Genomic DNA, 23,416 nt, shown 5'->3' with positions numbered 1-23,416 from the left:
CGTTTGCGGTGACTGAGGAACTGCCTCCTCACTTTTCATGTTTCAATAAACTTCCATCGACATATTTTTATTATTTTTGTAGGATAATAATATATGGAAGGAAGTTGATGATTTTGTTTAATAAGTTTATGAAAATATTTATAGTATTACTTTTATTTGTAGGTCTAGGTTTCTCTAATCAATTAACTGCTGAGGCCGCTCCAGTTATGTGGGGGAAAACAGAGCTTAAGCTAGGACAAATAGGTAAGGTTACTATATTAAAAGAGACGAAACTCGTAAAAATGGAAAACGGTACTTTAAAAGATGTACGTAAATTAACAAAAGGTGAAGAGTTTCGTGTCTATAGTTATAAAAGCGAACATAGCGGTCTCTACGGTGTAGGCGGCGGAAGCTTTATACAAAAAGATACTTCTAAAGTGAAATATGAAACACCATCAAAAAGTAAGTTAGCATTACTAGAACAGCAAACTACTTCCCAAAGCAATGCAACAAAAGTTATGTGGGGAAAAACAGAGCTGAAAAAAGGACAAATAGGTAAGGTTACGATATTAGGGGACACACGATTAGTTAAGTTAGAGAATGGTTCACTATCAACCGTACGTAATTTGAAAAAGGGCGAAGAATTCCGTGTGTATACATATAAGAGCGAGCAAGGTGGCTTATATGGTGTAGGTGGCGGAAGCTATATACAAAAAAGCACAAAAGTTAAGTATGAAACACCATCTAAATCAAAGCTAGCTCAATTAGAGGCTTTATCTGCCAAAGAAATGAAGGTACATTTCATTGATGTCGGTCAAGGAGATTCGATATTAATCCAGTCACCAAATGGGAAAAGTATGCTGATTGATGGGGGCGGAAAGTCAAAAGGTGATACAGTTGTCAAATTCATCGAATCTCAAGGGATTACAAAGTTAGATTATGTGGTTGCTACACACCCTGATGCAGACCATATCGGGGGACTAATAAAAGTTTTGGAATCTAACATTAAAATTGGTACATTTATGGATAGCGGTAAAGTGCATACTTCAAATACTTATAAGGACATGCTAACATTAATTCGTAATAAAAATATAAACTTTAAAATACCAACTAAAGGTGAAAAAATTACATTTGATAATTTAAATCTGCAAGTGCTAAATGTGGGAACAACTAATAGTAATAATAACGACGCATCTATCGTACTAAAGCTAGCTTATAATAATATTTCATTTCTTTTGACAGGTGATGCAGATACAGGAAAAGAATCAGAAATAATGAGCAAATATAATGTAAAATCTACTATTTTAAAAGCTGGTCATCACGGATCAGATACAAGTAGTTCCGAAGCCTTCTTAAAAGCAGTTAAGCCAGAAGTTACGATACTTTCTTATGGCAAAAATAATCAATATGGTCACCCACATAAAGCAGTGGTGGATCGTCTAAATTTATATAAATCAAGTATTTATCATACTTTATCAGGTACAATAACAGTTAAAACAAACGGTACAAGTTATTCAGTTAGTCAGTAAAAATATCTTCGGCACAGGAGACGCGTCACACTATTAAAACTTAGGGAGTGAAGGTAAGTGAGCTCAAGTAAAAAATATACACTTGATCGTATTGAAGAAGGTATGTATGTTTTTTTAGAAGCACCAGAAGAAATGAACCAGCTGATCCTACCAACATCTACTTTTGATCTTGAACTAGATGAAGGCGATATTGTTAATATCACAACAACTGATGAAGGATATCAATTGGAAGTTTTAAAAGAAGAAACCTTAGATAGACGTGAAGAAATCAGTGCTTTATTAGAAGATCTAATAAATAGAAATAAATGAAGAGACTCGGTCATAACTAGTCTCTCAAGTAAAAACGTGAAATCGTAAAACTCGATTTCACGTTTTCTTTATTATAAGGCCGGTCCGTATACTGTAGAAAAAAATTTCTCCTTAGTTGTGTGAAGAGGAAGCCGTTAAGATAGCTGAGCTAAAGGAATCGTTAGTTGAATAGTATATAGTGAATATATATAATATATAAAGAGGTCTGAACGTTGAATGTCTAAATTAAGTTGATTGTAAAGGTATAAGTTTATTTTAACCATACTTCGAACATATTATCGAGGGATTTACGATAGATACACATATGGATGTAAAGGAGGTATCTGCATGCAAATCATTATATCTAACAGCTCAAAGGAACCGATATATGAACAGATATACAAACAAATTCAAACTAAGATCTTGTCAGGTGAATTAATAGAAGGAGCCGCTTTACCTTCTATTAGACAATTGGCTAAAGATTTAAGAGTCAGTATGATCACTACAAAACGAGCATATGAAGAATTAGAAAAGGCAGGCTTCATATATTTAATTGTTGGAAAAGGTTCATTTGTAGCGGAACAAAATTTAGATGTTATTCGAGAGAAAAAATTGCGTGTAATTGAAGAACAATTAAGTGCGGTTATCTCTAACAGTAAAGAATCAGGGTTATCTTATGAAGAATTACAAGATTTATTAAAGCTGCTGTACGAGGAGTGAGAGGAATGGGAAATGTAATAGAGTTCCAGGGGGTTTCTAAAAAATTTGAGACATTAACTATCGACAATGTAGATTTACAGATAAAAGAAGGATACACAACAGGATTTATTGGTCCGAATGGATCTGGTAAATCGACGATGATCAAGTTAATGATGAATCTTTTACAGCCGGATAAGGGAAAGGTAAGTGTATTTGGAAAAAATTATGCCAGCCATGAGAAAGAAATTAAAAACCGTATAGGCTTCGTATACGACAGCAATATATTTTATCAATCCCTGAATTTAAAAGAAATTAGTAAAATAGTTGCTCCCGCTTATAAAGCATGGGATGATCAACAATTTAATCAGTATGTTAATCAATTTGAGTTACCTCTAAATAAATCTCTTAAAAATTTTTCTAAAGGTATGAAAATGAAAGCTTCTATAGCTATTGCCTTATCTCATCATGCAGAACTAATTATTATGGATGAGCCGACATCAGGATTAGATCCTACGTTTCGCAGAGAGTTGTTAGACATTTTTCAAGGAATTATGGTAAATGAGGGAAGGAGTATATTTTTTTCAACGCATACGACAAGCGATTTAGAACGTTTTGCTGATTATATTGTATTAGTTGATAAAGGGAAAATTCTTCTTAACCAACGTATAGATGAGTTACAGGAACGATATGTCGTTGTAAAAGGAAGCACGGATTTACTAGACCGAGATACAGAAGCACATTTCATTGACATAGAACGTTCTCAAGGAGTATTTCAAGCTTTGTCAAAAGATGCAGAAGAAGTACAGAAAGTCTTTGAGGATCATGTCGTGATAGAGAAAGCCTCTTTAGATGAAATAATGTATTATATGAAATCTGCCCAAAGAAGCAAGGTAAATAGTTAAATTTATAGGCTATGTTAAAGGTAAAGGTTGATTTAAATACACGTAAAAAATGAGCTAGGATATTTTCCTGGCTCATTTTACTTTGATATTGCTTTTTACTAAACCAGCTAATAGGATGTCAATATTTTTCTCTAAAATTCTACATAACCTTATGTTATACTATTTTGAGCATGACAAATAGCCCTCCAAAAACCTTTTGGAAGGTTTTCTCTTTGTTACATGTAACCGTTAATTACGCTATATCTAGGAAATTCTCTTTTCTATTTAATAAAGCATAAATCCAATGAAGCAGTTTGTTAATGCAGGCTACTATCGCTACTTTGGCAGGCTTGCCTTCTGATTTTTTCTTATTATAGAATTCTTTCAGCTTTTTGTTTCTTGAACTTCTGATACCGCATAATACGGCAAGATACAAAGCATGGCGTAATCTACTAGAGCCTCGTTTAGTAATACGATTGGTTGTGGCAGTAAACTTTCCTGATGAATGAACACTGGGATCTACTCCTGCAAAGGCAACTAGTTTTTTCGGGTGATTAAACCGTTCGATTTCTCCGATCTCAGAGATTATCGTGCAGCGATCTTTTCTCCGATTCCTGGAATCGATTGGACAAACTTGTAACCTTCTAATTCATTTGCCAAGGTCACTATACGAATTTCCAACTCCGAAAGGTGTCCTTGGTACTGAAAAAGCATTTCAATATACATTTGAAGATTGATCAAGTGACTGTGATACACCACTTTTTGAAATGGATTTCGATAGGCAGAATCCATTAGTTTTTTTGCCTTCTCCAATGCCCATAGATTAGAACGTCTTGGACAAAACTCCATCACACAATCCGCTAACTTACTTTCTCCAGCTGCTATTACATCTTCTGAAGTCGGGTATTTCTTTAACATCAATAAAGAAACCTTTGAATACAGATCACCAAAAACCTTGCGATATTCAGGAAACACTTGATCTAGAATAGTGTGAAACTGCAGCTTAGCCTCCACATACATATTCGTCACAATCTCCTGTTGTCTCGATAGATTTCTAAGATTTAAGAGTTGAATCCCTCTTTTTTTATGAGGTTCAAAATCTTCTTTGTAATAGAGCACACACAACTGATACGCATCAATTGCGTCTGTTTTTACCTTTCGTAAACTAGATCTCTTCGCCTGATAAGAAATAATAGGGTTAAGCAAGATATATAAAACCTCGTTCTCCTCCAAGCATTGAATAACAGGAGAATGGTAATGACCTGTAGATTCTAAAATGACCATAGGCATTTGCCCGGTCATCACTTCAATCTCATGTAAGAAGCCTATAAAACGGTCTAAATCCTCTCGTGTATGCTTCATAGAATAACTCTTTCCAAACGGCTTCGATTTATCTAAAAATGCCTGAACTTGGCTCTCTCCTTTTGCCACATCCAGACCAACTACTGGGTTCATTTAACTTCCTCCTCTGACGCACTCACCAGTACCCCTGTTCCTCCTTGTAGTGTCATAGCTTCGCTTGTTATACGAGATCTATGTCCCAACCAGCCTCAAACATGTTTCTACAAGTAGGGGGTGGACAGTTTAGTTCACGGGATCATTGTCCCACGCACCCGTACGTCCTACCCTGGCTACTGATATATTAAATCCTATAAAAATAAGGTCAACCAGTAAAAACTGGTTAACCTTATAATACGAAAGCACCCGTTAGTTGAACATCTTATTACTATTTGAAAATGATTCATTATTCTTCACTTCTTTCCTCTGGCCCAAATTGCGACCAACCATTATAACCTGATAATTCATACTTTAAATATCCTTGGGAATTTACCTCATAGATGTTTATAATGGCGACCGCTTTTGTAGGTTGTCTTGTATAAAAATAAAGAATACTATCTTCTTTTTTTTCGCCATCCTCAATGTAATAGTGCAAATATACACTTACATCATTTGTTTTTAATTCTTTGGTACTACTAGTAATTTTACCTGTTTCTCCAGGACCAAGACTTTTTATTGTTCCTAACTCTACAAAATCACGATTTCCGTTATGTGAGAATGTAAGATCAGGTAGACTTTGATTACTCAAATTATTCACCTCAATAGTAATTCCTTTATCATATTTTTTATACTCGTCTGGTGACCCATCTAAAAAGAATAATAAATATATAGGTAAAATTATGAGCAAAATTGCAAGTATTAACCCAAAAGATATAAAAGGAATAAGAGATGTATTAGTTTTCTTCATTATTTAACACCTACTCTCTTTATGGATAGTATATTGGTAATATAGGGATATTTGAAATAATGATTGATTATTTCGGAAAGCGAATATTTAACTAAACTGCTGCTTTACTTCAATAAGAAAAAAGGCTTTACTCCTTCTTGAAGTAAAGCACGCGTTAGTGAATTAGTGGTGATCATTCTTATACTTCAACCATACATCTATCTCTGCTTTTAAGAATCTTTCCTGATTATCGATTTTTAAGTATGGAATAAATTGATAAGTGTCATAGCTACTTAATTTTGCCTTCTCAAATTCATCTTTTTTAATAATGCCTTCTAATGATTGCTCACTTATCTGAAGATATTCGGAAAGTTGTATTTTAGTCATTAAATCAGGCATTGAATTCGTTACTGTTTGAGGATTACTTACCTTACTTAATGAATTTGAAAAGGTGCTATAAAAAATAAAAGAAGATATTACTACCGATATACCTAATATAAATGCACCAATTATATAAGTTGACTGTTTCAAGTCAAATCCCTCCATAAAATAAATTTATTAAACTGCATTATTTGGTCAAGAAAAAAGTGCAACCCCCTGCCTTGAAGTAAAGCACCCCCTTCGTTCAATAATTTACATATATTAACTTATTCAACACAATAGTATAAAAACCTTCTTAGTTAAACTAAACTGCCCCGTTAGTTTAAGTGTAACATTTCACAAACTAAATCTCCTCAAGAAAAAACAACCCTAGCCTTTAACATAGCCAATTTATAAATGAGTCTATTTCATAAATAGCAACTTAACAATTTACCACCATCTTTTTCGCTGGATTGATTGAAGCAGCAAGCGGCGAGTCTGACTGGATGAGCAAAACAGTTAGACATCACTACCACGCGCGTAAAAGATGGGTGATGGCTGATCACTCTCTCACTAAAAGACTTCGAGATATGAGCACAAATCAATTCTAATTTATTTTCTAAAATGCCTATAATTTTCTATTTATCATTCGTATTCTTTTGTAAACATAGAGATTATGAAATTGATTCAAATAAATAACGTTTTAAAAGACTTTAATAATATATTAAGGTCTTTTTTTTTATAAAAATCAGATTTTTATATTGTGCATACCGTTAATATAGTATATAGTGTGTATATATTACATATACTCTTTTACTTTATCTATGTCAGGAGGGGGTTCTAGCTCAGTTAATTTCATAAATAGCTTTTTAACATTTAAACATGTACATTTCTATCTAATGATTGCGATAGGAGGTGACTCCAGGGGGATGAGTTAATGAGCAATAAAAATCGTGTCAAAGAAAAGTTTTATAGCACGCATTTTAATTTTAATAAGGGGTGAGGAAAATAGAAAATTTAGTAGAGTTTAAAAATGTCAGCAAATATTTTAAAGATTTCTCCTTAGAGAATATGAATTTACATGTTAAACAAGGGCAAATAACAGGATTTGTAGGGGCGAACGGGGCAGGGAAATCATCCACCATGAAGCTAATAATGAATCTTTTACAACCAGATACAGGTGAAATAAACATATTTGGTAAGGATTATGCCAATCATGAAAAGGAAATTAAAGAGCGCATAGGATTTGTTTATGATAGTAATGTATTTTACGAGAGTTTGAATCTAAAAGATATCCGTAAAATAATTGGCCCAGCTTATCAAAATTGGAGTGACAGTCAATTTAATGATTATGTTAGAAAGTTTGAACTCCCATTAAACAAAGCTATTAAAACCTTTTCCAAAGGAATGCTGATGAAAACTTCTTTAGCAATAGCCCTATCTCATGAAGCTGAATTTATAATGATGGATGAGCCGACAGCTGGTTTAGATCCCGTTTTTCGAAGAGAATTGCTGGATATTTTAAAAGATATGATGGTAGATGGAAGGCGGACTATCTTCTTCTCCACCCATATAACCAGTGATTTAGAAAGAATCGCAGATAATATTACTTTCATTCATAAAGGAAAGATTCTTTTCAACGAGTCGATAAGAAATATACAGGAGCGTTATGCATTAGTAAAAGGAAGTGCAAATCTAATCAACCAAGACATTGAAAAATGTTTTATCAGTATGGAACGTACCTCTACAGAATTTCAAGCAATAACAAATAATGCAGAAGAAGTAAAAAGATTATTAGGAGCTCAAGTGGTTATTGAAGAAGCTACCTTGGAGGATATTATGTTTTATACGAAAGGAGCTATAGGGCAATATGTATAATTTGATAAAAAAAGATTTAGTTATTCAAAAAACACAGATACTACTTTTTATTCCGTTTATTATGTTCTTTGCAATATTTGCTGATCATATGAGTCCAGCCTTTGTTTTTCTGATGGCTAGCATGTATATACCACTGAATGGATATATTTACGATGAACAAGTAGAATCTAATATACTTCTTAATTCTTTGCCTTATACGAGAAAAGAGATTGTGGCAGCAAAGTACATCGGCGCTATTGCATATATGATTGTATCAATAGGAGTAGCTAGTATTATTTTTTATATATTTAGTTATGACTTTTTGATAAAGGATATATCTATCGCCATGGGATTATTCTTCATTTTCACAGCAATAGCCTTTCCGTTATTTTATATTTTAAAACCCGGATATATAGGTGCAGTGGTTATGGTTGGATTTCTATTCTTAGCTGTTGTTATCCCGCCAGTCTTTCAATTCCTGACCAAACATCTCACTGTGATTACAGATTTTCTAACTAGCATGTCGACAACAACTCTTTACCTTAGTGGCGCAGCTACCTGCATTATAATTTATCTAATTTCCTGGATGGTTAGCCAATCTGTATATCAGCGGAAGGTATTTTAAGTTTGGAAAATTGGAGTTCAGAAACGTTCATCACTAAAAAAGGAATGTCTCCAATCTGAGACATTCCTATATAGGCTATTTTGTTTAAATAACATGTCTTAAAGAATCATATACAATTGTGATACACTTTTCTAACCGACGGGATCGGCTATTCTCATCTACTATGTGAAGGCTAATACCGTACTCATTAAATAAGCTTTTCAATTGTTCATTGTCCTGTAACCTCTGTTTTTGTGAGACAGGAAGTCTGGTTCCATCCATTTCATACTCATTATGAGGTTCTAAGTAAATGTAAGTATCTATTTGATTTACTCGACTCTTAATCATTTCGCTCAAAACTGCGCTTTTTTCGCCGATACTTTTTAATCTGAAAAACTGGGTGTATGTTTCCTCCGTATCAATAAAGAGCACTTTATTGGCTGTAGGCACCGCTTGCAAAATAGCATAGCTATGTCCAAAAGCGATTTGATGGAAGTCCTCTGGCATGTCGATATCAAAACAACCATTGATGTTATCGTAGAAGGCTCTACCGTATTCTTCTACAAGGTTCGTTTGAAAGTGAGCAGCTAGTAGCTTAGCCATCGTTGACTTCCCTGTAGACTCTACTCCGCATAAGCAAATTCTTTTAACGTATGATTCCCTTACAGCTGGAGGTAGCATTTCCCAATACGAATAGACACCTTTATCTCGTATTTCTGTTGCGGAGATAGGATATTGGGTGCTCAGTCTATCAAAAAGGATATGCTCACTATCTGGAAAGTACATATTAAAATAATCTTCATAGTCAGCTTCACTACTAAACACATAATCTAATTTTCCACCAAGCTTTTGAAGCAATTCCTCATTGGCCTGCTTCACTAATGGATCTGTCATATACCCGTCTGAACGACGCTCATAGTGAGACAGCACACGAACATTCGGCATATCTTTTGTGGCTTTAGTAACCCAACGCTCTCTTAGACGAGGAGACACCCATTTAAAATTACTGTTTAGACACAGGTCTTGCTCATAGGCTTCATCGTAGCCTACAACTACAAACAACACATCTACTAGCGAAGCAGCTTTTATAATACAGCTGAGATGCCCCATATGAAATGGTAAAAACTTTCCTCCATAATAACCAAATGTTAAATTTCGGTCATATTCCTCAATTGGAAGGCCGTAGTTCATACGCTTCTCCTTCAAGATTATGTTGCGCTCTGTGCATTTTCAGCCAGTTTACATATCCGTAAATAGAGTTCACTAAAAATGCCGACCACATAACAAGCATTGACCAGTCATTTCCGCCCGTTTTTGTAAGTGTGATCACCCAAAGGACAATTGTTAATCCATTGACAGCGATCCAAAGCACCCATTGCTCTGCATAACGTTTAAGCATCAATATTTGAGCTAGAACAGATAACACAACTGCAGCTGAATCTAATCGAACCTGTTGGCCACCAATAGCATTTAAAAGGTAGGCATAAGATATAGACGCTACAATAGAGATAACAATTATATACATCCATCCTTTTTTGTCTAATCGTTTTACAGAGACGTCTTCGCCAATTGTCTGAACTTTCGTTAGGTTTTTTCTCCATAAATAGATTCCGATAAACTGTATTGGAAAATAGAACAGTCCATTCAGCATAGACTCCCCATATAATCCATACGTATAGGTGATGTAGGCATAAGTAGACGTGTTTACAATACCAAAATAATAATTACTAATTTTCCCCTTTGCTACCAATACCACACAAAGCATACCTGTTAGTGAGCTTATTAGACCTAATAATGAATCCTTCCAAGCAAAAAACAAATAAATATTAACTAACGTAAATACACCCAACCAAACTTTTTCAAATAAAGTCCAGTCCTTGAACATTCCCATCACTCTCTCCTTTATTCATCATCTTATTCTCCCCTACAATAATTCCATACAATCCTCAGGAGGTTCTTGCAAATAAGTAAAAATTACCCTCTTTTATAAGAAAATGTATCGAACAATAAAACAATAGATTATTCTGAGAATAAATACAATATCCTTTGAAAAATAAATTTTTAAAATGTCACCACCACAATAGGAGAGGCTTAAAAAATATGATTGTGGTATGAATTCTTTGGGTGTATGAAGAATAATAAAGAAAGATTTGATATGATAAGAGAAGAACTTTTTAAGGGGGATTACTGTGGACACACACCGAGTGCTAGTAGTGGAAGACGATAAGAAAATTGCAGCACTACTGGCAGATACATTAAGAAAATATCACTATGAAGTACATACTATAGAAGACTTTGACCATATAATTGAGGAATTTACAGCCTTTGATCCACACATTGTTTTACTTGATGTGAATTTACCTTCGTATGACGGCTATTATTGGTGTAGACAATTAAGACAGCTTACGACTTGTCCGATTATTTTTGTTTCGGCAAGATCAGGTGAAATGGATCAGATTTTTGCTTTAGAAAATGGGGGAGACGATTTTATTACGAAGCCTTTCCATTATGAAATCGTCCTAGCTAAAATACGAAGCCATTTAAGAAGGACGTATGGGGAGTATGCAGCAAAGCAGGAGGAGAGAATTGTCCGTGCTGGAAAGCTTCAGCTATTCTTGGAGCGGATGGAGCTACATATCGGTAAGGAAGAAATTCCTCTTCAGAAGAAAGAGTGTACCATACTAGAATTACTTTTAAGAAACTATCCTAAAGTAGTGACACGGGAGCAACTATTAGAAGAGCTCTGGGATGACCAGTCCTTTGTTGATGAGAACACATTGAATGTGAACATGACAAGAGTCCGTAAAAAGCTTGCGGATTACCATGTGAGCTCCACCATTGAAACGGTACGAGGAGCAGGTTATCGCTTAAACCTTAGTTCGGAGGAATCCTGATATGTTTCGTTTATTTATAAAAGAACATTCTATCTTTATCATATTTCAAATTTTCCTTGTGTTATTTATCATGCTCCTTTATTGGCTGGATGGCTTTCGAAACGTTGATACTGCCGTATACTCAATCGTGATTAGCACTATCCTAACACTTACCTTTTTAGGAACGCTTTTTATAAAAAAAATGTCGTTTTATAAAAAAATACTATCTGTTCCAAACAAAATAGAAGTAGTCTTGCAAAAAGAAGGATACTCCCCAGAAGTAAGACAAGTGGAGACCTATTTGCAGCACATCTATCGTTTATATCAAAAAGAGGTACAGCTTTTATATGCAACTCAAAACAGGCATCTGCAATTTATGAACAGCTGGGTTCATCAAATGAAAACTCCAATTTCTGTTTTAGAAATGATGGGACAAAATGGGGAACAGATGGACTCTAAAAGTGTTCTCGAGGAAACGGATCGATTGAAGCGAGGATTAGAAGCCGTACTTATGAATGCCAGGCTTGATACCTTTGAAGAAGATATGCACATAGAACAAGTGAATTTAAGGCAAGTTGTGGCAGAAGAGGTTTCTAAGAATAAGCGATTGTTTATTAGTCATCGAGTTTATCCAGTCATTGAAATGGAAGATGATTGTTTAATCGCGACGGATGCTAAATGGATCCGTTTTGTTATTGCTCAATTTATAACAAATGCTGTTAAATACACGATGAAGGAAAATAAAAAGATATTTTTTGAAACTACTTTAGAGGACGAAAAAGTAGTATTGAGTGTGAGGGATGAAGGGATTGGTATCCCGGCCTCTGATATAAAACGTGTGACCAAAGCCTTTTTTACGGGCGAGAATGGACGTAAAAGTGGGGAATCTACTGGAATGGGATTATATTTAGCTCAGGAAATCTGTAATCGTTTAGGTCACAAGATGAGCATCAAGTCGATACTTGGTGAAGGGACGACAATATCGATCCTATTTGAGAAGTTAGATTCTAAGGAAAGGGATGACAAGGATGTCGATATTAGTTCTTGATGACATAACGAAGGTTTATGAAGGAAAAATAGCTCACCTTGCCATTAATCAGCTTAGCTTTGAAGTGGAAAAGGGAGAGTTCCTTGCAGTAATGGGTCCATCAGGAAGTGGAAAAACTACTTTACTGAATATAATTTCCACTATTGACCGACCAACCTCTGGGGATTTCTTTATAGACGGCTTAAACCCGCTGGAGCTGAAAAAGGATGATTTGTCTTTATTTAGAAGAAGACAGCTTGGATTCGTATTTCAGGATTTCAACCTTCTCCCAGCGCTTACTGTAGAGGAAAATATGATTCTCCCTTTAACCTTAGATGGGCAGCCTGTAGGGACAATGAGGGAAAAAGTCATTGAGATAGCGGAATCGTTGGATCTAATGAATATTCTAGAAAAGAGACCAGCAGAGATCTCTGGTGGTCAGGCGCAAAGAACTGCGATAGGAAGAGCTTTGATACATGGGCCGTCTATTATTCTTGCGGACGAGCCAACCGGGAATCTAGATTCTAAATCAGCACGTGATGTATTAGAAATATTAACTCAAGTTAATCAGATGAGTAATACGACCATTGTTATGGTAACTCACGATCCGATAGCAGCAAGCTATTGCGATCGAGTGCTATTTATCAAGGATGGAGAGTACTTTAACGAGATTTATAAGGATGATCGAAGACAAACCTTCTTCCAGAGAATATTAAACGTCCTTTCTCTCTTAGGTGGAAACGTTAACGATTTAAACTCTTTGCGAATGCCTTGATAATTTTCGAAACATGAAAGTTAGGTGGAAATGTAAAATGACCTTTCAACAATTTGCTTATCATAATGTCATAAGGAACAGCAGGATATATGCAGCTTTTTTTCTAGCTAGTAGCTTTTCTGTTATGGTGTTCTTCGTCTATACGATGTTAATGTTTCATCCAAAGATTGAGGATCAGTTTTTACGTGATATAGCATTTGGTGGAATGCTGATTGCTGAGATTATATTAATCATTTTTACATTGTTTTTTTTATTTTATTCGATGAGTGCCTTCATACAGGCTAGGTCGCATGAGTTTGGCGTACTACTGAATCTTGGGATGCAAAAGCAACAGCTAGGTCGGATGATTTTTATAGAAACAATGCTATTAGGACTTATATCTGTTACTGTCGGCATATTCTTTGGCTTTTCATTTTCCAAGTTCTTTTTTATGGTTATCCGAGAGCTTTTTTTACTCGATAGCCTTCCTTTGTATGTATCTTGGAAGCCATTTGCATTAACAATCATCGTTTTTGTTACGATGTTTGTCGTGATTTCTTTTAGCAGTGTCGTTTTTATACGTAAGAAAGATATCATCCAGCTTCTAAGAGGATATAGTAATGACGAGGAACCGACTGCATATAAAAAATGGAGAGCATTACTGGGGTTTGTCCTCATTTTATCTGCCTACGGACTTGTTATATTCTCGGCATTTCAAATGCATATTGCCCTTAGCTTCGTCATTGTGACATTAGCATTTTGGGGAACGTATTACTTTTATACGGACAGCATCCTCTACCTGCTACAGGTCATTCGAAACAAAAGAAAACTTTATTGGCGGTCTTTTCGGTTAATCGCTTTCGCAGATGCATCGATTAAAATTCGAGAGAATGCCAAAATGTTTTTCGTTGTAACAATTGTATCCTGTATAGCCTTTCTTTCAGTGGGAATCGTTACTTCGTTTACTTCCTTTACCGCACAGTTTAGAGAGTTAAACCCTGTAAGTATTTTCTACTCTAGTGATTGGAATAACCCCTATGAACAAGAGCATGTGACGAAGCTAACCAAGGAGTTGCAGAATGAAGGGCTTTCTTATGATTTAGTTAAATTTAACCTGAAGAAGCAGACGTCCTCCAGTACAGGAGAGACGGTCAACGTCATTAGAGAATCAGAAGTCAATAGCCTTGCACTTGCACTCAAACTTCCTTTTGTTGATTTGCTACCGGGACAGGCATTGTTAGTGCCCAATACAGAAGAGGACTTTGGAAGTATCCGAGTGGAAAATGAACAGACAGTGTTAGAGGAAAGTAATATTCCTCTTCGTATTCAGGATATTTACAATAAGTTAATTTTTCCTTCCCTAGCAATCAAAGATCGCACAATCATTATTAGTGATGAGGACTTTTCATTAATAACAGAACCATTGGCGGGGTATGAGGACCAGCAATCGAGAATGACCTTTTATGCCTTCCATATTTCTGAATGGCTCCGTACGAAAGAAATTGGTACTAGTTTAGACGAATTAATGAGTGAAACTGTTAGTTCTACTGGTATAAATTCCAATCCTTTTTATTACGTAAACCCAGGGTTGAACTATTCCATTATTCGCGCGACCTTCTCATTACTTCTATTCACGGGGCTATTAGTTGCTGCAGTACTAATCCTAGCTGCAGGTAGCTTTGTTTACTTCAAGCTATACACAGATTTGGAGAGAGACAAGAAGCAATATGATGTACTGAGAAGAATGGGAGTAACAGATAGAGAGCTAGTGAAAATCGTTAATAGGCAGCTAATTCCGCAATTCTTTTTACCTTGGGGACTAGCAATGATTCATAGCACCTTCTCCTTCTTATTTTTACAGGCGTTTTGGGTGGATCTAGCTGCAGTTTCCATAGCAAAAGAAATGCTAATAGTTTTAATCGTGTTTACCATTATCCAGCTGTCCTATTTCTATTTAATAAGATGGAGATATATTGCCCATATTCAAGAATAAAATATGCATGAAAGAATGGGGCGGGGTTATTACTCTGCTCCCATTTTGCTTTGGAAGCAAATGGTGCAAACCTTCATTTTATATTGAATTGTCAAAACTTTTCTTATATAATTAAGTTGGGGATTATGAATGACTGTTCATTCAAGAAAGATGGGAGCTGTAAAAAATGAGTTTAGTGACACACGTTCAACAAAGGGCCTTAAAAAATCCAGACAAAATTGCTTATCATTTTATGGGAAAAGACACTACTTACGCAGAATTCAATCAGTCGGTAGAGCGCTTTGCGGCTGCTTTACATTCATTAGGGGTAGAAAAAGGGGATAATGTAGGGTTTCTACTTGGAAATTCTCCACACTTCTTAATTTCTCTTTATGCAACCATGCGTTTAGGTGCAACCGCAGTACCGATTAATCCAATATACACACCAGATGAAATTAGCTACATCGTGAAAAACAGTGACGCTAAAGCTATTATTGCCTTAGATGCGTTTATACCACTAGTAGAAAAGGCAGCTGGTGTTTTTTCAACAGTAGAAAACTATATTATCTGTGAGACCGATCCATCAACAGCTGACAAGCTTGCAGCTCTTCCAGCTACCTTAAAGCCTAAGGTGAAATCGTTTACATATTTGATTTCTACAGCAGTGGAAGCAGTACCTCATGTGGAAGTTCATTCAGATGACACAGCTGTCATTCTATACACATCTGGTACTACTGGACACCCTAAGGGAGCAATGCTGACATTTAATAATATTTACTCGAACGCTCGTGACGTTGCCGAGTATTTAAACTTCAGCACAGACGACCGAGTAATAGCGACACTTCCAGTATTCCATGTATTTGCATTGACGGTTGTAGTAAATGCACCATTATTAATGGGAGCTACTATTCTATTAGTTCCTAGATTCAGTCCACAGGAAGTGTTTCATGTTATTAAAGAGCAAGAGGCAACTGTCTTTGCTGGCGTACCAACGATGTTCAACTTCCTATACCAATTCCCAGAAGGAAAGGTAGAAGACTTCTCTACGATTCGTTTGGCGATTTCTGGAGGATCTTCCTTACCGGTTGCTTTATTACACAACTTTGAGGATAAATTTAAAGTGCGTATATCGGAAGGATATGGTTTATCAGAGGCTTCTCCAGTAACTTGCTTTAACCCAATAGATCGTGACCGCAAGGCAGGATCCATTGGAACTTCTATAGTTAACGTAGAAAACAAAGTAGTGAATGAGCTAGGGGAAGAGGTACCGGTAGGAGAGGTTGGCGAACTAATTGTTCGTGGACCGAACGTCATGAAGGGCTATTACAAGATGCCTGAAGAAACGGAAAATGCTATTCGGGGTGGCTGGCTTTATACAGGTGACCTAGCTCGTCAAGACGAGGAAGGCTATTTCTATATCGTTGACCGTAAAAAGGATATGATCATTGTCGGGGGCTATAATGTTTATCCTCGCGAGGTAGAGGAAGTATTATTTGCGCACCCTGGTATCGTGGAAGCAGCCGTTATCGGCGTTCCAGACCCTAACTTTGGAGAAGAAGTACTTGCCTTCGTTGTGAAAAAGGATGAATCCTTAACGGAAGAGCAGCTTCATGATTATTGCGCTGAAAAACTAGCAAAATATAAGATTCCAAAAAGCATAGAATTTTTAGAGGAGCTTCCAAAAAATACGACTGGTAAAATACTACGTCGTACATTGAAGCCAACATCCAAAGCAAAATAACAGAAACTGCCTCCTGAAATGGGAGGCAGTTTTTTTAGTGGGAATTAAAATATAGTGCACATGTGTAAATCTAGTTGAATCGAGAGAGTTGCTGATTGATTGTAGTAATCTATGGGTTGATTGTCGTAAAGTAGCGTGGGATTGTAGTAAAACACGGACCCATTGTCGTAAATTTAGTTGGACCGAGAGAGTTGCTAATCGATTGTAGTAATCTATGGATTGATTGTCGTAAAGTATCACGGGATTGTAGTAAAATACGGACCCATTGTCGTAAATGTAGTTGGATTGAGTAAGTTGCTGATCGATTGTAGTAATCTATGGATTGATTGTCGTAAAGTAGCGTGGGATTGTAGTAAAACACGGACCCATTGTCGTAAATTTAGTTGGATTGAGTAAACCGCAGAGTATTGGGTGTTTGGGTAGTAAGACGGCTTATTGCTCATCTCCTGAAATGCGTTTGCCTTATGAAGAGATCAACTTTGCTTAATGTTAAATATGAAAATATTCATGTAACATTCTTTTTTTCGGGAATTAAAGGAAAATGATTTATAATGTCGAAATAAGAAAGACAACAAGAAAGCGAGGAAAAATAATGACTAAAAGACGGTTAGAAGCAAAGGACTTATTTAAACTGCAATCTATTACAAATCCTGTAATTTCTCCATCAAATAAGGACGCCTTATTTATTAGAACTGAAATGAATGAGAAGGATAATAAATACTATTCTTATTTGTATCATGTAGATTTAGAGACAGATGAGGTGGCCCAGTGGACACATCTGAAGGAACGTATATCATCACCATGTTGGTCCAAGGATGGAAAATACATAGCGTTCTTGTCTAGTCGAGATGACAAAAACCAACTCTTCCTTTTATCGTCTAAGGGTGGCGAAGCAAAGAAGCTAACCACTTTTGAAAAAGGAATCTCAAGCTTCCACTGGTCTCCTTGCAGTAAAAAAATCTGGTTTGTCGCGCCTTTAAAAGAGGGGAAAAGCTGGACAGACGACCCTGAAAAAGAAGAAAACAAGCATCCCGAGGCATATGTTGTAGATAAGATGAAATATCATTCAGACGGAGTAGGGCTATTGCCAAAGGATACGTATAGACAGATTGGAATAATCGATATACAAACAGAGGAAGCTGTACAGTTTACGGAGGGAAATCATCAGCACAGCCTGCAGGCAGTCTCACATGATGGCAAGAAAATAGTAATGGGAGTAAATAGAGAAGAAAACCAAGACTTTTCATTTAAACAACCTTTGTATTTAGTAGATGTGGAATCGAAGGAAGAGAGCATATTAGTAGATGAAGAGGGTTATTTCGGAGGCGCTGCTTTTTCACATGAAAATGACTATGTTGCTTTTGTAGGATCAAATAGAACTTATGAAAATGCAACACACGATGAAGTATATATTTATAATGTTCAAACAGGTGTAAGAGAGGCCTTAACAGAAGGAATTGATGCTCCAGTCGGAGATTACTCCGGAGGTGATTTACAGCAAGGAGCAAGTGCACCAAGTATAGCCTGGACAAAAGACAACTATGTATATTTTCAGCTCTCTACTATGGGTGACGTCCGCCTCTATGTAGCTTCCTTAGAGGGAGAGATCTATCCAGCCACACCTGAAAACGAGCATGTTTATGGATATGACGTTGCGAAAGATGGCACATTTGCACTTGCAGCAATTAGTAATTCAGTATTTCCCGGGGAATTATTTAAGCTTAATTTGACGACTGGTGAGAGAAAAGCACTTACTTCATTCAATGAACAACTTCTGGAGGAAATAGAACTTGTCGAACCAGAGCCGATTGTTTACAAGGGAGCTAAGGACTGGGATGTTCACGGATGGCTGATGAAGCCAGCAGGTTTCGAGGCTGGAAAGAAATATCCGCTTATTGTAGAAATTCATGGTGGTCCCCATACCATGTATGCGAACACCTTCTTTCATGAGCTTCAGCTCTTAGCGGCTAAGGGCTACGGCGTATTATATGTAAACCCTAGAGGTAGCCATTCCTATAGCCAAGAATTTGTAGATGCGGTAAGAGGCGACTACGGTGGTGGAGATTATGAGGACATTATGGCAGGCGTTGACTATGTGTTGTCGGAAAATGATTGGATTGACCATGATCGTCTAGGAGTAACAGGTGGAAGCTACGGTGGTTTTATGACAAACTGGATTGTTGGACACACAAATCGCTTTAAGGCTGCAGTAACCCAACGCTCTATTTCTAACTGGGTTAGCTTTTACGGCGTTTCTGATATAGGATATTATTTCACTCCATGGCAAATCGGTGGAGATATGACGGATATTAATAAACTTTGGGATGCATCTCCATTAAAATATGCGTCTCAGGTGGAAACTCCGTTACTTATTTTGCATAGTGAAAACGACTATCGTTGTCCAATAGAGCAAGCTCAACAGTTGTATATTACTTTAAAGGGAATGGGGAAAGAAACAAGCTTTGTACGTTTCCCGCAAGCAGATCACAATTTATCGCGTGTCGGGTTACCAAATCTACGCCAAACGAGACTCGAACAAATTACGGGATGGTTTGAAAAGTATATTTAAGCATTAAGAAAAGCCCTTCATCTCCTTTTTAAGAGAATGAAGGGCTTTATTTAGATCTGGTTTTTCTTTTTATGAAAGCCATTTTTGTAATAGCTAAATACTAAGCCGATGATCCATATAGGACCGACTATTACTGCGACCCTTGTATCAGGGAAATAAGCCATGAGACCAAGCACTAATACTAAAAAGGCAAGCACGAGATACGAGCCGTAGGGATAGAATAATGCCTTATAGGAAAGTCTTGAAACTTCTCCCTTAGTTAAAGATTTTCGGAATTTTAATTGAGACATTAGAATAATTCCCCATGTCCAAACTGCTCCGAAGGTCGAGATGCTCGTTACCCAAATAAATACCTTTTCCGGTACTAAGTAGTTTAGTAAAACGCCAAACAATAATAGTGCAGCAGAGAAAATAATAGCTTTTGAGGGAACGCCAGTACCGCTGATTCGCTTAAAGGAAGCAGGTGCTTGTTTTTGCTCTGCTAAATTAAAGAGCATTCTCCCTGTACTGAAAATTCCGCTGTTACAGCTTGATAACGCAGCGGTAAGAACAACAAAGTTAATAATACCCGCAGCCGGTCCAATACCAATTTGCTCGAACATTAAAACAAATGGACTACCGTTGTCTCCAACCTCATTCCAAGGATAAATCGACATAATAACGAACAAAGCTCCCACATAGAACAATAAAATTCGCCAAAATACTGTGTTGATGGCATTAGGAATAACCTTCTTAGGATTCTTTGCTTCTCCAGCTGTTACTCCAATCATTTCAACACCTAAGTAAGCAAACATGACCATTTGTAGAGACATGAATATACCCGTTATTCCATTCGGGGCAAAGCCACCGTTTGTCCATAGATTGCTTATACCAACGGCTACACCGCCGTTACCTATTCCAAAAATAATAACGCCAAGTCCCACGAATATCATTGCAAGGATTGCCACAATTTTAATAAGAGCAAACCAGAATTCAAATTCTCCGTAAGCCTTTACGGCAATCAAATTAACTAGAGTCATAATCACCAAAGCAGCTAAAGCCCAAATCCACGATGGCGTATCAGGGAACCACATTTTCATGTATACTCCAACTGCTGTAATTTCGGCCATACAGGTGACAACCCATAAAAACCAATAATTCCATCCAGTTATATATCCTGCCAGCGATCCTAAATAATCCTTTGCATACCTGCTAAAAGATCCGGATACCGGGTTATGGACGGCCATTTCCCCTAGTGCTCGCATAATAATGAAAATAGCTAGGCCTCCAATAATATAGGAGATCAGAATAGCTGGTCCGGCTAATTGAATGGCTGTTGCGGAGCCTAAAAATAGTCCGACTCCAATGGCAGCGCCTAACGACATTAAGGTGATGTGCCGTTGTTCCAAGCCTCGTTGTAATTGTTGATTTCCACCCACGAGAGTAGCACTTCCTTTTATATATGTAATTTTCACAAATAACACTTTACCACAATAGAAACTATATAGGAAATATTCTTTCGAAAGAATAGTATGATAAAATTATATGCATGGAAGTTAGGGGGCATGAAAGTGAATGACATTAATATAAGACCGGTAAAAGAAGAGGAACTATATCGATTATGGGAACTGAGCCTAAAAGAAGAAGCCCCAGAATGGAAAAAGTGGGATGCCCCGTTTGAGCCTTACACTTCCATGACTTATGAGCAATTTATTTTAAAAAAAGATTATTTTATAAACCAAGATGATTTTTGGGGAATCTATTATAAAGATGAATTAGTTGGAGCACTTTGTTATTACTGGGAGCATGAGGCCTCACTTTGGCTAGAGATGGGAATTCTTATCTATGACCCAAAATCATGGAATTCAGGAATTGGAACAAAGGCACTTAAAATGTGGATCAATCATCTATTTACGGAGCTGCCTCTTGTACGGGTTGGCTTTACAACCTGGTCCGGCAACGAACGAATGGTCAAGGTTGGAGAAAAGTTAGGTATGAAAATGGAAGCGCGCATGAGAAAATGCCGTTTATATAATGGAGTCTACTATGATTCGATACGTATGGGCTTATTAAGAGAAGAATGGGAAGAACAAAATGAAGCCTCTACCTGAGCTGAACAATACTGCCTTTCAAAGCACTGAAGATAGGATTCAGTGCTTTTTATATTGACTGAAAATTAAATTATTATTATAATTATTGAAAATAGATGGTCAGGGGATGGTAGTGAGATGGCTGAAACTGAAAAAATAACAATAAATATGAACGTGGTGGACTTAGGTAAGGCAGATTTATTAATAGAGCAGGGCTTTTATTCGAACAGAACCGACTTCATCAAAACTTCTATTAGAAATCAACTAAACACGCATGCGCAAGTAATCGATCAAGCAGTGACAATGAAAGCTTTTAATATGGGAGTTAGCTATTATGACAAACATACATTAGAGCTACTGTCGGAGCAGAATAAAACCCTGTCCCTTAAAACAATAGGTATGCTCATCCTAGCTAATGATATAGATCCAGAGCTGGCACTAAAAACCATTAACTCTATAAAAGTATACGGAGTAGTTAGAGCCTCTCCAAAACTTAAAGAAGCACTACAACCAGTGATGAATTAAAGGGAAATGTCGATGTAAAACAAAAAATGAGCTGGTATATTTTAAACTGTACCCTAAGTAAAGGACATTTTAAAAAAAGCTAGGCAGCCTTAATTAGATGATCTCTGTATTCAACAGGGGTCATCTTTTTTAAATCCCACTGATATCTATAATGATTGTAATAGGTCATGTAGCTCTTGATTTCCTTCTTTAGCTCATCCAATGTATCACATGGCCTGATATACGCCTCGTCCTTAAAATGCCCAAAGAATGACTCCTGGGGAGCGTTGTCCCAACAGTTTCCTCTCCTTGACATGGACTGTCCTAATTTATATTTCTTCACTAGCTTTTGGTAAATAGGACTGGTGTAATGTCCACCTTGATCCGAGTGAATAAAGGCGCCTTCAGCCAACCTCACTTTCCGATTTTTCTTCAGCTTATTTAAGGTATTGAGGGCTATATCGAGGGTGATTTGATCTGATACCTGATATGCCAAGATTTCATTAGTCGAGGAATCTTTGATTGTTGATAAATATGCCTTTTTCCCTTTTCCGTAAAACAAATAGGTGATATCAGTCAGTAGTACCTTAAAAGGAATGCCTTGTTTGAACTCCCTGTTGAGTAAATTGGGGACTACCTTATGTTCCTGACTGGCTTTCATAATTCGCTTATATGGATTGGCCCTTCGAATAGGGCAGACAATGTCATATTTCTTCATGATTCTCCCAATTTTTTTCAAATTATAGACAACCTTAAATTGACCCTCCAGGGTCATTTTGATCTGACGGGCACCTTTCTTACGTCTTTTGAACCGATAAGCTTTTAGGATGATATCCCGTGAAGCTTCGTCCTTCTTATCCTTGTGTTTCCTTTGTTCTACCGCTTCCTCAGAATAGTGGTTATAGTAGCCAGAGCGTGATACGCCGGCTATTCCACATAGATGACTGACCATTCTTTTCAAGTTGTATTTAACAATGACAGACTGGATCAGATTAAATTTGTGTTCAGCTGTAAGCGTTATTTCTTCTGTTGTCCCCTTTCGGCGAATCGTATCTTTTTTAGAAGTTCATTCTCTGCTTTCAACAAATTAACTTGTGCTTCCAACCTGGAACACTTCTCTTCTGGAGTAAGTTCTCTTTCACGAGGCCGTCCTGAATTATTGAGCCTAGTATCCTCCAAGCCAAGAATTCCGTCTTGCTTGAATGCTTTTCTCCAACGTCTAGCTGAATTGCGGATACGTGACATCCCTATTACCTCTATATCAAATCCAGATGCTTCAAATATCTCCCTAGGAAACATGCCATTTTCAGATTGATTCATAAAAAGTTTCTTGAACTCATTGGAATATGTAATTCCTTTTTCACTAACCGACCTAACATAAGGATTTTTAGATAATAGGCTAATCTCTTTCTCAGTGAATGTCTTTTTACTCATCTCAAACTCTCCTGTCTCGTTCCTCTTTAACTAATTCTACACAAAAAGACCC

The 23,416-nt window shown here is 36.7% G+C and carries 20 protein-coding genes and 1 pseudogene; 14 read left to right on the top strand and 7 right to left on the bottom strand.

Features of this window, described 5'->3' with window-relative positions:
* The first annotated feature begins 107 nt into the window (after positions 1–107).
* From HF876_RS18890 to HF876_RS11830, 4 genes are all read left to right on the top strand, one after another.
* A complete protein-coding gene (locus tag HF876_RS18890; protein ID WP_240949747.1) occupies positions 108–1,508 on the top strand; it encodes a ComEC/Rec2 family competence protein in 1,401 nt (466 codons plus the stop codon).
* Between the two features lie 57 nt (positions 1,509–1,565).
* Positions 1,566–1,817 carry a DUF3006 family protein gene (locus HF876_RS11840; protein ID WP_169360264.1) on the top strand — a complete coding sequence of 84 codons (252 nt, stop codon included), beginning with the start codon at positions 1,566–1,568 and terminating at the stop codon, positions 1,815–1,817.
* A 327-nt stretch (positions 1,818–2,144) separates the two neighbouring features.
* Positions 2,145–2,516, top strand: coding sequence for a GntR family transcriptional regulator (locus HF876_RS11835; protein WP_169360263.1), 372 nt, complete (start codon positions 2,145–2,147; stop codon positions 2,514–2,516).
* Positions 2,517–2,521: 5 nt separating this feature from the next.
* Complete coding sequence (locus tag HF876_RS11830) at positions 2,522–3,397, top strand: ABC transporter ATP-binding protein (protein ID WP_169360262.1); 876 nt, start codon at positions 2,522–2,524, stop codon at positions 3,395–3,397.
* Positions 3,398–3,629: 232 nt separating this feature from the next.
* On the opposite strand, the pseudogene HF876_RS11825 reads toward HF876_RS11830, so the two are convergent.
* The 3 genes and pseudogenes from HF876_RS11825 to HF876_RS11815 all read right to left on the bottom strand — a co-directional run bounded on the left by HF876_RS11825 (position 3,630) and on the right by HF876_RS11815 (position 6,131).
* Positions 3,630–4,831, bottom strand: a pseudogene (locus tag HF876_RS11825) (IS110 family RNA-guided transposase).
* A gap of 289 nt (positions 4,832–5,120) precedes the next feature.
* Complete coding sequence (locus HF876_RS11820; protein WP_169360261.1) at positions 5,121–5,621, bottom strand: hypothetical protein; 501 nt, start codon at positions 5,619–5,621, stop codon at positions 5,121–5,123.
* Positions 5,622–5,783: 162 nt separating this feature from the next.
* A complete protein-coding gene (locus HF876_RS11815; RefSeq protein WP_169360260.1) occupies positions 5,784–6,131 on the bottom strand; it encodes a Clp protease ClpB in 348 nt (115 codons plus the stop codon).
* 837 nt (positions 6,132–6,968) lie between these two features.
* Between HF876_RS11815 and HF876_RS11810 the strand changes: the two genes are divergently transcribed.
* Together HF876_RS11810 and HF876_RS11805 are read left to right on the top strand one after the other, a co-directional pair.
* Positions 6,969–7,838 (top strand): ATP-binding cassette domain-containing protein, encoded by an 870-nt coding sequence (locus HF876_RS11810; RefSeq protein WP_169360278.1) that lies wholly within the window; start codon positions 6,969–6,971, stop codon positions 7,836–7,838.
* Complete coding sequence (locus tag HF876_RS11805; RefSeq protein ID WP_169360259.1) at positions 7,831–8,442, top strand: ABC-2 transporter permease; 612 nt, start codon at positions 7,831–7,833, stop codon at positions 8,440–8,442. Before HF876_RS11810 ends, HF876_RS11805 begins: the two co-directional genes overlap by 8 nt.
* A gap of 84 nt (positions 8,443–8,526) precedes the next feature.
* On the opposite strand, the gene nadR is transcribed toward HF876_RS11805, so the two are convergent.
* Positions 8,527–9,612, bottom strand: a complete 1,086-nt coding sequence (nadR, locus tag HF876_RS11800; RefSeq protein ID WP_169360258.1) for a multifunctional transcriptional regulator/nicotinamide-nucleotide adenylyltransferase/ribosylnicotinamide kinase NadR — start codon at positions 9,610–9,612, stop codon at positions 8,527–8,529.
* The gene (pnuC, locus tag HF876_RS11795; RefSeq protein ID WP_169360257.1) at positions 9,590–10,312 is read right to left on the bottom strand and encodes a nicotinamide riboside transporter PnuC; all 723 of its coding nucleotides are present in this window, start codon (positions 10,310–10,312) and stop codon (positions 9,590–9,592) included. The genes nadR and pnuC overlap by 23 nt, the downstream gene beginning before the upstream one ends.
* Positions 10,313–10,610: 298 nt before the next feature.
* Between pnuC and HF876_RS11790 the strand changes: the two genes are divergently transcribed.
* The 6 genes from HF876_RS11790 to HF876_RS11765 all read left to right on the top strand — a co-directional run bounded on the left by HF876_RS11790 (position 10,611) and on the right by HF876_RS11765 (position 19,357).
* Positions 10,611–11,315, top strand: a complete 705-nt coding sequence (locus tag HF876_RS11790) for a response regulator transcription factor (RefSeq protein ID WP_169360256.1) — start codon at positions 10,611–10,613, stop codon at positions 11,313–11,315.
* Position 11,316: 1 nt separating this feature from the next.
* Positions 11,317–12,342: a sensor histidine kinase gene (locus HF876_RS11785; RefSeq protein ID WP_169360255.1), complete on the top strand. Its 1,026-nt coding sequence runs from the start codon at positions 11,317–11,319 to the stop codon at positions 12,340–12,342.
* Entirely contained in the window at positions 12,323–13,096 is a 774-nt protein-coding gene (locus HF876_RS11780) for an ABC transporter ATP-binding protein (protein WP_169360254.1), read from the top strand. Before HF876_RS11785 ends, HF876_RS11780 begins: the two co-directional genes overlap by 20 nt.
* A 37-nt stretch (positions 13,097–13,133) precedes the next feature.
* A complete protein-coding gene (locus tag HF876_RS11775; protein ID WP_169360253.1) occupies positions 13,134–15,068 on the top strand; it encodes an FtsX-like permease family protein in 1,935 nt (644 codons plus the stop codon).
* Between the two features lie 166 nt (positions 15,069–15,234).
* Entirely contained in the window at positions 15,235–16,788 is a 1,554-nt protein-coding gene (locus HF876_RS11770; RefSeq protein WP_169360252.1) for a fatty acid--CoA ligase family protein, read from the top strand.
* Between the two features lie 592 nt (positions 16,789–17,380).
* Entirely contained in the window at positions 17,381–19,357 is a 1,977-nt protein-coding gene (locus tag HF876_RS11765) for a S9 family peptidase (protein WP_169360251.1), read from the top strand.
* Between the two features lie 50 nt (positions 19,358–19,407).
* Here HF876_RS11765 and HF876_RS11760 read toward each other — a convergent pair whose 3' ends face one another.
* Positions 19,408–20,775, bottom strand: coding sequence for an amino acid permease (locus HF876_RS11760; protein ID WP_169360250.1), 1,368 nt, complete (start codon positions 20,773–20,775; stop codon positions 19,408–19,410).
* A 132-nt stretch (positions 20,776–20,907) separates the two neighbouring features.
* Here HF876_RS11760 and HF876_RS11755 point away from each other — a divergent pair, with 132 nt between their 5' ends.
* A complete protein-coding gene (locus HF876_RS11755) occupies positions 20,908–21,447 on the top strand; it encodes a GNAT family N-acetyltransferase (protein WP_446740166.1) in 540 nt (179 codons plus the stop codon).
* A 117-nt stretch (positions 21,448–21,564) separates the two neighbouring features.
* Positions 21,565–21,951 (top strand): CopG family transcriptional regulator, encoded by a 387-nt coding sequence (locus HF876_RS11750; protein ID WP_205964087.1) that lies wholly within the window; start codon positions 21,565–21,567, stop codon positions 21,949–21,951.
* Positions 21,952–22,030: 79 nt separating this feature from the next.
* On the opposite strand, the gene HF876_RS11745 is transcribed toward HF876_RS11750, so the two are convergent.
* A protein-coding gene (locus HF876_RS11745) for an IS3 family transposase (protein ID WP_481900287.1) occupies positions 22,031–23,364 on the bottom strand; the annotation gives its coding sequence in 2 pieces (ribosomal slippage) (positions 22,031–22,951 and positions 22,954–23,364; 1,332 coding nt in all).
* Positions 23,365–23,416 lie beyond the last annotated feature (52 nt).

It is taken from the genome of Psychrobacillus sp. BL-248-WT-3, from assembly GCF_012843435.1.
In the GTDB taxonomy this organism is placed as follows: domain Bacteria; phylum Bacillota; class Bacilli; order Bacillales_A; family Planococcaceae; genus Psychrobacillus.
The sequence above is the reverse complement of the archived record's forward strand: the minus strand, read 5'-3'. Positions and strand labels throughout refer to the sequence as shown.

What these genes read in the sequence shown, in the direction of transcription:
- HF876_RS18890 (WP_240949747.1), top strand. Translation starts at nt 108, where the DNA reads ATGATTTTGTTTAATAAGTTTATGAAAATATTTATAGTATTACTTTTA.
- HF876_RS11835 (WP_169360263.1), top strand. Translation starts at nt 2,145, where the DNA reads ATGCAAATCATTATATCTAACAGCTCAAAGGAACCGATATATGAACAG.
- HF876_RS11830 (WP_169360262.1), top strand. Translation starts at nt 2,522, where the DNA reads ATGGGAAATGTAATAGAGTTCCAGGGGGTTTCTAAAAAATTTGAGACA.
- HF876_RS11820 (WP_169360261.1), bottom strand. Translation starts at nt 5,621, where the DNA reads ATGAAGAAAACTAATACATCTCTTATTCCTTTTATATCTTTTGGGTTA.
- HF876_RS11805 (WP_169360259.1), top strand. Translation starts at nt 7,831, where the DNA reads ATGTATAATTTGATAAAAAAAGATTTAGTTATTCAAAAAACACAGATA.
- nadR (WP_169360258.1), bottom strand. Translation starts at nt 9,612, where the DNA reads ATGAACTACGGCCTTCCAATTGAGGAATATGACCGAAATTTAACATTT.
- pnuC (WP_169360257.1), bottom strand. Translation starts at nt 10,312, where the DNA reads ATGGGAATGTTCAAGGACTGGACTTTATTTGAAAAAGTTTGGTTGGGT.
- HF876_RS11785 (WP_169360255.1), top strand. Translation starts at nt 11,317, where the DNA reads ATGTTTCGTTTATTTATAAAAGAACATTCTATCTTTATCATATTTCAA.
- HF876_RS11780 (WP_169360254.1), top strand. Translation starts at nt 12,323, where the DNA reads ATGTCGATATTAGTTCTTGATGACATAACGAAGGTTTATGAAGGAAAA.
- HF876_RS11775 (WP_169360253.1), top strand. Translation starts at nt 13,134, where the DNA reads ATGACCTTTCAACAATTTGCTTATCATAATGTCATAAGGAACAGCAGG.
- HF876_RS11770 (WP_169360252.1), top strand. Translation starts at nt 15,235, where the DNA reads ATGAGTTTAGTGACACACGTTCAACAAAGGGCCTTAAAAAATCCAGAC.
- HF876_RS11765 (WP_169360251.1), top strand. Translation starts at nt 17,381, where the DNA reads ATGACTAAAAGACGGTTAGAAGCAAAGGACTTATTTAAACTGCAATCT.
- HF876_RS11750 (WP_205964087.1), top strand. Translation starts at nt 21,565, where the DNA reads ATGGCTGAAACTGAAAAAATAACAATAAATATGAACGTGGTGGACTTA.